The 8,194-nt window shown below is 62.2% G+C and carries 9 protein-coding genes; 5 read left to right on the top strand and 4 right to left on the bottom strand.

Annotated features, from left to right (window positions below):
- A partial coding sequence (locus tag EN925_RS13280) for an ABC transporter ATP-binding protein (RefSeq protein ID WP_164894197.1) occupies positions 1-536 on the top strand: 536 nt, incomplete at its 5' end.
- 20 nt (positions 537-556) lie between these two features.
- A complete protein-coding gene (locus tag EN925_RS13275) occupies positions 557-1,315 on the top strand; it encodes an MBL fold metallo-hydrolase (RefSeq protein WP_127370230.1) in 759 nt (252 codons plus the stop codon).
- A gap of 107 nt (positions 1,316-1,422) precedes the next feature.
- Here the strand turns inward: EN925_RS13275 and EN925_RS13270 are convergent, their stop codons facing one another.
- The 3 genes from EN925_RS13270 to EN925_RS13260 form a co-directional block, all read right to left on the bottom strand.
- Positions 1,423-2,124, bottom strand: coding sequence for a TetR/AcrR family transcriptional regulator (locus EN925_RS13270; RefSeq protein WP_013531378.1), 702 nt, complete (start codon positions 2,122-2,124; stop codon positions 1,423-1,425).
- 143 nt (positions 2,125-2,267) lie between these two features.
- Positions 2,268-3,695, bottom strand: a complete 1,428-nt coding sequence (locus tag EN925_RS13265) for an amidase (protein WP_064993626.1) — start codon at positions 3,693-3,695, stop codon at positions 2,268-2,270.
- Between the two features lie 85 nt (positions 3,696-3,780).
- Positions 3,781-4,815: an extracellular solute-binding protein gene (locus EN925_RS13260; RefSeq protein WP_013531376.1), complete on the bottom strand. Its 1,035-nt coding sequence runs from the start codon at positions 4,813-4,815 to the stop codon at positions 3,781-3,783.
- Between EN925_RS13260 and EN925_RS13255 the strand changes: the two genes are divergently transcribed.
- Positions 4,787-5,065: a hypothetical protein gene (locus EN925_RS13255; protein WP_127370232.1), complete on the top strand. Its 279-nt coding sequence runs from the start codon at positions 4,787-4,789 to the stop codon at positions 5,063-5,065. The genes EN925_RS13260 and EN925_RS13255 overlap by 29 nt on opposite strands.
- A gap of 115 nt (positions 5,066-5,180) precedes the next feature.
- On the opposite strand, the gene EN925_RS13250 is transcribed toward EN925_RS13255, so the two are convergent.
- Positions 5,181-6,152: an NAD-dependent epimerase/dehydratase family protein gene (locus tag EN925_RS13250; RefSeq protein ID WP_127385371.1), complete on the bottom strand. Its 972-nt coding sequence runs from the start codon at positions 6,150-6,152 to the stop codon at positions 5,181-5,183.
- Between the two features lie 722 nt (positions 6,153-6,874).
- On the opposite strand from EN925_RS13250, the gene EN925_RS13245 reads away from it, so the two are divergent.
- Both EN925_RS13245 and EN925_RS13240 read left to right on the top strand, forming a co-directional pair.
- On the top strand, positions 6,875-7,648 hold the full coding sequence (locus tag EN925_RS13245) for an NAD kinase (RefSeq protein WP_013531374.1): 774 nt from the start codon (positions 6,875-6,877) through the stop codon (positions 7,646-7,648).
- A 198-nt stretch (positions 7,649-7,846) separates the two neighbouring features.
- Positions 7,847-8,194, top strand: a 348-nt coding sequence (locus EN925_RS13240; protein ID WP_164894196.1) for a DEAD/DEAH box helicase, incomplete at its 3' end; no start/stop codon positions are given.

Here is an 8,194-nt window from a genome sequence, read left to right as displayed (position 1 = left end):
AATTGAAGGCGATCCAGAAGCGCATCGGCACCGCCTTTATCCATGTCACGCACGACCAGGAAGAGGCGATGGCGCTGGCCGACCATTGCGTGGTGATGAATGACGGGCGCATCGAGGACGAAGGTCCGCCAGAGCGCGTCTACGCACGGCCGGCGACGCGTTTTTCGGCGACCTTCATGGGCGAAAGCACGATCCTCGCCGGCACGGTCACGGAGGCCAGCGACAGGACAAGCACCGTCGCGACGCCGGTCGGGCCGGTCTCGCTGCCCGGCGCCTTGCCGGTCGGCTCTACCGTTGCGCTGGCCATACGCCCGGAGCATCTTGTCCTCGGCGAGGCGCGCGGCGGTGTCAGGCTCGGCACGGCCGAGGTGAGCGACGTGGTTTTCCAGGGCAGCTTCAAGCGCGTGCTCGCCGTTTCCGTCGAGGACCCTTCGCTCCACTTCATCGCCAAATTGCCCGCGACGGCGACCGTCCAGCCGGGCGACAGGGTCGCGATTTCCTGCGATACCGACCAGATCATCCTGCTGACGGACTGAACTTTCTGACGGATTGAAACATGGCAACGCTTGCGGTCATCGAGGCACCAGACTGGTACGAGACCATCCGCATGAGCGATGGCGTGACCTTGATCCACGAGCCTTGGATAAAACCGTTCTTCCGCTGCAATATGTGGCATGTGCGCGGCCGCGATCGCGATCTCCTGTTCGACACCGGGCTTGGCCATTTCAGCCTCAGGCGTCACGTGCCGTTGGTCAGCGAGCGCAAGCTGATTTGCGTCGCCAGCCACACGCATTTCGACCATATAGGCTGTCACCACGAATTTCCCGAGCGCTGCGTGCACGCCGCCGAGGCCGGGATCCTCGCCGATCCGCGTAACGAGTGGACGGCAGCCGGCACCTATGCGACCGACGAAATGTTCGATCGCATGCCGCAAGGCTGGGACACGGCGCGCTACGGCATTCTGCCCGCACCGGCCGGCCGTTTGCTCGAGCATGGGGACGTCGTCGATCTCGGCGATCGTGCCTTCGAGGTGATCCACACGCCCGGCCATTCGCCCGGCGGCATCGCGCTCTATGAAAACAGGACGGGCATCCTGTTATCAGGCGATATCATCTATGACGGCCCGCTGATCGACGATGTCTACCACTCGGATATCCCCGATTACATGGCGACGCTCTTGCGTATGCGCGACCTCGATGTCTCGGTCGTGCATGGCGGCCATTTCCCGAGTTTCGGCAAAGTGCGCTACCGCCAGCTCGTCGACGAGTATCTGGAACAGAAGCGGCGAGCCGGCTGCCATCTGCGGCAGCCCTGAAAGCGGTCAGAGCGGTTCACCGTTTCACGGAAACGGCGAACCACTCCAACTCCTTGTTTGGCGCAATTCCGGACGGAAAACCGTTTCACACTTTTCCTGGAATTACTCTAGCGCATCAATTCGAAATGCCGCGGAAACGCTTGATGCAGCAGGAGCAGCATGGTCTTGCGCAGCACGTTGGTGTCGCGGCTGGATGGATTGAGATGATCCCAGTACCAGGCGCCATGAACCAGATAATTCAGGCTCTCCGACAGCGTGTCGATGTCGACGCCGGTGTAACCGCCGCTGCGCGAAATCTCGATCAGCAGCTCGCGCGCTTCGGCGGTGTAGGCAAGATCGCTCGGCAGGCCGATCTCATTGTAGATCTGCATGCTCTTGCGGTCGCTGGAGAACACGACAAAGACCGAAACCCATTTCGGGTGCTGGCGGGCGAAACGTTGCGCGCAATCGACCGCGCCCAGGGCCCGCTCAACCGGCGACAGGCCGGGCGCTCGCACCAGCGTCACCCACAGCTCATCATATCGATCGCTGAGATACTGCAGGACGGCGCGAAACAGGTTCTCCTTGCTGCGGAAATGGAAGACGACCAGGGCATTGGACGAGCCGACATGTTCGGCGATGCGCTGCATGGTGACGCTTGCCAGCCCCTCCTCCGCGATGAGCTCGATGGTGGCGTCGATGATCCGCTGCACGCTGGCTTCGCCGCGTTCGCGCCGACGGTCCTTGGGCGGCGCGGCATCGTTTGCGGCACGTCCATTCTTCGCCGTTGCGCCTTTGCGTTTTGCCGCCGCAGCTTTTTGTTGCGCCATCTTCGTCCAGCTCCTTTCGGACCTTCTGCCGGCGATCACCGACGCCGCCGCCACGGATCCGTCTATTCGAGGTGTCCGGCGTCGGCTCACCACAACCGAAACCGCAGATCAACCACGATCGCGGCAAGGGCCGCATCGCCCTGTTATAGCGACGGGCGCGTTTCGGCGTTTGTGTACCACTGCCCCTTGGCCGTCTCATAGGCCATGGCCGCCCGGAAGACATCGGCATCGCAATAGGTGCGGCCGACGATCTGGATGCCTGTCGGCACGCCGCTTGCCGCCCGGCCCGACGGCACGGATAGAACCGGACAGCGGCTCATCATGTTGAACGGCGTCGTCATCACCCAGCCAAGCGACGGGTTCACCTGCTTGCCGTTGATCTCGACCGTGCCCGTTGTCTGATCGAACTCCGCCGGCACGGCGGGAAGCGCGTTGGTCGGGCAGATCAGCACATCGTAGGTCTCCAGCAGCGGCCCCAGCGTCTGGTACATCCTGGCCGCCACTTCCAGTGTTCCGACAAAGTCCGTCGCCTTCGACCTCTGCCCGTCCTCGGCGAACTGCCTGGCATAGCTCGTCATGTCCTTGCCGTGCTCCTTGAGCAGTTGCGACAGCGAGGCGCCGAACAGATGTTCGAGATAGGCCATGCCCGCCTTGAGCACGTCGTCGCCCCAGCCCAGATCGACTTCCTCGACCGTGGCGCCAAGCGAGCGAAACACATCGCAGGCGGCAAGCGTGTTCTTGCGCACATCGGGGTCCACTTCGAAAGAACCGAGGTCCATCGAGAAAGCAATCTTCCAGCCCTTGATCGGCTTGTAGTCGCTGGGCAGGCGCAGTTTGGGGCGGAGCGTGGCGATGTCGAGCGGGCTCGGTCCGGCCATCACGTTCTGCAGCAGGATCGCATCCCCGACGTTTCGCGCCAAAGGTCCGGTGTGGCAGTAGAAATCGAGGTTGAACGGCGGCTCGTCCGGATTGCGCCCGTAAGGCGGCTTGAAGCCGACAAGACCGCAGGCCGACGCGGGAATTCGGATCGACCCGGCAATGTCCGAGCCGGTGGCGATCGACGACGTGCCGGACGCCAGCGTCGCCGCGGCACCGCCGGACGAACCGCCGGGCGTGAAATCCGGGTTCCACGGATTGCGCGTCACGCCCCAGCGTTTCGACCAGGTGTAGCCGGCGCAGCTGAATTCAGGCGTCGCCGTGCGGGCATGGACAATGCCTCCGGCCTTGATGATGCGCTCGTTCATCGTCGACGTATGGCCACCGATGGCATCCCGGGACAGCAGCGAGCCGTGCGAGGTCGGCTTGTCCTTGATGTAGCTCTCGTCCTTGATGCCGATCGGCAGTCCCTCGAGCGCCCCGGTACGGGCCCCCCTGGCGTATTTCGCCTCGGCTTTCCTGGCCAGGTCCATCGCCTCGTCGAAATGCGTGAAGGTGAGGCAGTTGATCGTCGGCTTGGTGGCTTCGGCGCGGCGGATGGTGGCCTGCATCAGTTCGACGGGCGAAAGCTTCTTTGCCTTGAACAGCCGCAGCGCCTCGCTGGCCGGCATGTAGCAAAGGTCGAGATCGGTCATGGGAAGTCTCCTGCGATCTGCGCATCGCGTTGCATGGACGGAGATGACCGCGCCGCGTGCAGCGGCGCGGGAAAGCCTGGTCAGGTCATTTCTGCAGGTCGGTCCAGATCTTCGTGTAGAGCGCCTGCACGTCGGGCGGGCATGCCTGCATGAACTGGCCCTTGGCGGCGAAATCGGCGGGAATGTTGACTTCCGGCGCGGTCTTCATGTCGTCGGGCATGAAGGCTTCCGAGCCCTTGATACCGTTCGAATAACGCGCAAAGGCTGAGATCAGTGCCGCATTCTGCGGATCCATGATGAAATTCTGGAACAGCTTGGCGTTGTCGACATTTTTGGCGTCCTTGAGGACAGCGACATTGTCCATCCAGATCGGATAGCCTTCCTTGGGATAGCCATAGACGATCTTGTCGTTCTCAAGCCGCTCGCGCAGCGATATGCCGTTCCAGTTGACGCCCGCGGCGATGTCGCCCCTGCCCAGGCCATCGACGGCCGCATAGTCGAGCGAAAGCCATTTCGCCTTCGCCTCCACCAGCTTGTCATGCACCTTCTTCAGCATCTGCATGTCGCTGCTGCAATATTTGCCACCCTCGTAAGCGATGGCGAGGAACATGATGTCACCCATTTCGGGTACGACATTGATCTTGCCGACGAGTTCGGGGGGTGGGTCGAGGAAGATCGCCGATGTGTTGGGGTCGCCGGCATAAACCGACTTGTTCACCGAAATGCCGGTCGTGCCCCACTGCCATGGAACGGTATATTTGCGGCCTGGATCGAATGGAACATCGACCCACCTGGGATCGACGTTCTTGAAGTTCTCCATCTTGTTGGGATCGGTCTCCAAGAGCAGACCTTCGCTGATCCAGACCGGCACGACGCTCGCCGAGGGCACGACGATGTCATAGCCGGAGGCGCCCTGCCGGACCTTGGCCAGGGCGGTATCGTTGGAATCATAGTCGGTGACGGTGACCTTGACCTTGTAGGTCTCCTCGAACTTCTTGATCAGGTCGGGACTGGTGTAGTTGCCCCAATTGTAGATGTTGAGTTCGCCGTCGGCATGGGCAACGCCCGTGACAGTCAGCAGCGACAGGCCGATGGCCGTCGCGGTCAGTTTCCAGTTCATGCTGTATGCTCCCATTGTTGGGACCGGCGGCGTTACGGCCTCAGGTCCGTTTCCTGCTGACGAAAAGATGGCCGCGACAATGCCGATCGACGGCACGAGAACGGCCGTCGACATCGCATTTGCGGCATGCGGCGCACCGGCAACGGCAAGCCGCATCGCAGTCGAGATATTCCCCTCTTCATGGTGGCCATTCACCGGCTGGCGCCGGCTGTCCAACTCAATTCGCGACCTCAGGAGTAACTATGACTAAACATGCAGTCAATATCTTTATGCGGATACGGCCAGGGCTCGCCGATGGGTGCGCCCGATGCGGTGGTGACCAAGTGGGCAGCCAGGAAAGAGCTTTGGCCGCGACGCCGGGCGCGTCAGGCCGTTGGGGCCGCAACGGTTCCGGCCGCAATTCGCTGACGGAACCAATCGAAGGTGCGCCCGATGCCTTCCTGATAGCTCGTCCTGGCTTCCCAGCCAGGAAGGACATGCCTCGCCGACGTCAGGTCCGGACGCCGATTTGTCGGATCCTGGGGAGCCGGAGGGTGGTGCTCGATGCGGCTGCCGGGGACAAGCGACCTGACGAATTCCGCGATGCGCAGGACGGAAACCTCGTGATCGTTGCCGATGTTCAGAGGGCCGCGATGCGAGATGCCGTCGCGCCAGAAGTAACGTTCCAGCCCCTCGACGATGTCGTCGACATAACCCCAACTGCGCGATTGGGACCCGTCGCCATAGACCGTCAGCACCCCGGTTGTCAGAGCCTGGATGGCAAAGTTCGAAACGGCGCGTCCATCGTCGATGCGGGTTCGCGGCCCATATGTGTTGAAAATCCTGACGACGCGAATGTCGAGCCCGACAACCCGCTGCTGTTCGAACAGCAATGCCTCGGTGCAGCGCTTGCTTTCATCATAAGAGGCCCTGGGACCGGTGCAGTCCACCGATCCCCTGTAACTCTCGGGTTGGGGTGAAATCAGGGGGTCGCCATAGACTTCCGAGGTCGAGGCGAAGCAGAAACGGCCGCCGGGCTTGAGCAGCGTCAGAAGATTGAGCGCGCCGCCGATGTTGGCCTTGATCGTGCGTACCGGCTCGCGCATGTACCAAAGCGGCGAAGCCGGCGACGCGAGATGAATGATCTCATCGAAGCGTTGAAGGGATGAAAAGCTTTCGGCATCGGCAATCTGCAGATCGAAACGCGGATCGGCGACATGTGCGACGTTGTCTCGCGTCCCGGTCCAAAGATTGTCGACGACGATCAGCTTTTCCAGATCGCTTCGCCGCAACAGACGGTCGACCAGATGTGAGCCGAGGAAGCCGCAGCCACCAGAAATCAACACGCTGCGCGACATGGAACCCCCTGCTCCAGACACCCGGCCAGTCAACGAGCCACAGGGCTTGTTTCCCAACAACGGCGGATACGAGGCTACCCAAAAACCTTTCCGCCAATCGGTGCACCCATCTACACCGCCAAGCGCCGCGAGTGCAAACAGCAAGCTTTCACGAGTGGAACGTGCGGCAGCCGACCGGCCTCTGCTTTTAAGGAGAGAAACTGCCGCGCGATGTCGCGCACCGAAGCGGCCGCCAATGCCGCCGGTCATCCGAAAGGATGATCAGGTTACAGCGCTACAGCGCCCTTTGCGGGCATGGCGCTCCGGCTGCGTCACCACAGCGCGACGCCGTGGGCTGCGGTCGGAAGCTCGTCTCTTCGGACCGGCGCACCAGTTCGGCAAAGAGCAGCGCGAAGCTTCCCAGCATCAGAAAGACAATGATCAGGCGTGTTACCGGCAATATGTCGGCCTCGACTGGCTAGCCCCCACGCCACCCATCCACTGCCGGCTAACATGACCGATCCGGCTTTACGAGACTTTAAGGCCGGTCTTAACCATCACATTCGCGTAGCCTTTGACATGATACGCGAACGCATGTCCGCATCCGCCGTCCCGCGGTCGCCTCCCATCCCGGAATGGCATTGCCATCCGGGATGGCGGCTCCGTTTGCAGACCTACCCCGCCCATGCTACCCCAAAATTGGCGCGGCCCTGCCGCTGCCAACCGGTCGTCATCGGGGAGCCATGAGCAAAGCCGCCAGCCACATCGCCTTCGTCTCGTCCGACACCGCTGACGCCAAGACGGCGCTGGAAAGCCTGTCGGCGCGCTATGGCCAGTCTTCCGTCGAGGAGGCCGAGATCGTCGTTGCCCTTGGGGGTGACGGCTTCCTGCTGCAGACCCTGCGCGACACGATGGGGACCGGCAAGAAGGTCTACGGCATGAACCGTGGCACCATCGGCTTCCTGATGAACGAGTATCGTTCCGGTGGCCTGACCGAGCGTCTCGAAGCCGCCGTCGCCGAAACGATCCGCCCGCTGGAGATGCTGGCCGTGACCTCGGAAGGCGAAACGATTTCGGCACTGGCTATCAACGAGGTGGCGCTGTGGCGTCAATCGTACCAGACGGCCAAGATCCGCATCACCGTCGACGAACAGGTCCGGCTTGAGGAACTGAACTGCGACGGCGTCATGATCGCAACCCCGGCCGGGTCCACCGCCTACAATCTTTCGGCGCACGGGCCGATCCTGCCGCTCGACGCGCCGCTGCTGGCGCTGACCCCGGTCAGCCCGTTTCGCCCGCGCCGCTGGCGCGGCGCGCTGCTCTCCAACAAAGCGACGGTGCGCTTCGACATCCGCGAGCCGGAAAAGCGGCCGGTGAACGCCGCCGCCGACCATACCGAGGTCAAGGCGGTGACCTCGGTAACGGTGCGAGAATCACCCACGGCGACAGCAACGTTGCTGTTCGATCCCAATCATTCCTGGAACGAGCGTATTCTCGCCGAACAGTTCCGCTATTGAGCCGGCTCTGCGACCGACAGGTCGATTAAGCATCCCGATTAAGGTTACAACTTCACAATCGTGCCATTGCTGCCCGTTTCTGTTGACAAATCGAGGGCTTGCTCCTAATTGCAATACCGATCTTGCAGGCGCGTGGCGCTTGCCGCGACGCCATTAGACGCCGTTGCGCTTCCCCGAACCAGCCAAAGACAACAACACTTGTCCTCAGACACCACGACCGCTCAAGAAGCGTTGACCTTCGCAGACCTCGGCCTGTCGCCGAAGGTCCTTTCCGCAGTCACCGACGCCGGCTACACCCAGCCGACGCCGATCCAGGCTGGTGCGATCCCGCACGCCTTGCTCGGCAAGGATATTTTGGGCATCGCCCAGACCGGCACTGGCAAGACGGCTTCCTTCGTGCTGCCGATGCTGACCCGCCTCGAAAACGGCCGGGCCCGCGCCCGTATGCCGCGCACGCTGATCCTGGAACCGACGCGCGAACTCGCCGCGCAGGTCGAAGAGAATTTCATCCGATATGGCAAGAACCACAAGCTCAACATCGCGCTC

The organism is Mesorhizobium sp. M7A.F.Ca.US.006.04.2.1 (assembly GCF_004022915.1).
GTDB lineage: Bacteria > Pseudomonadota > Alphaproteobacteria > Rhizobiales > Rhizobiaceae > Mesorhizobium > Mesorhizobium ciceri.
This window is presented reverse-complemented; position numbering and strand designations above follow the sequence as displayed.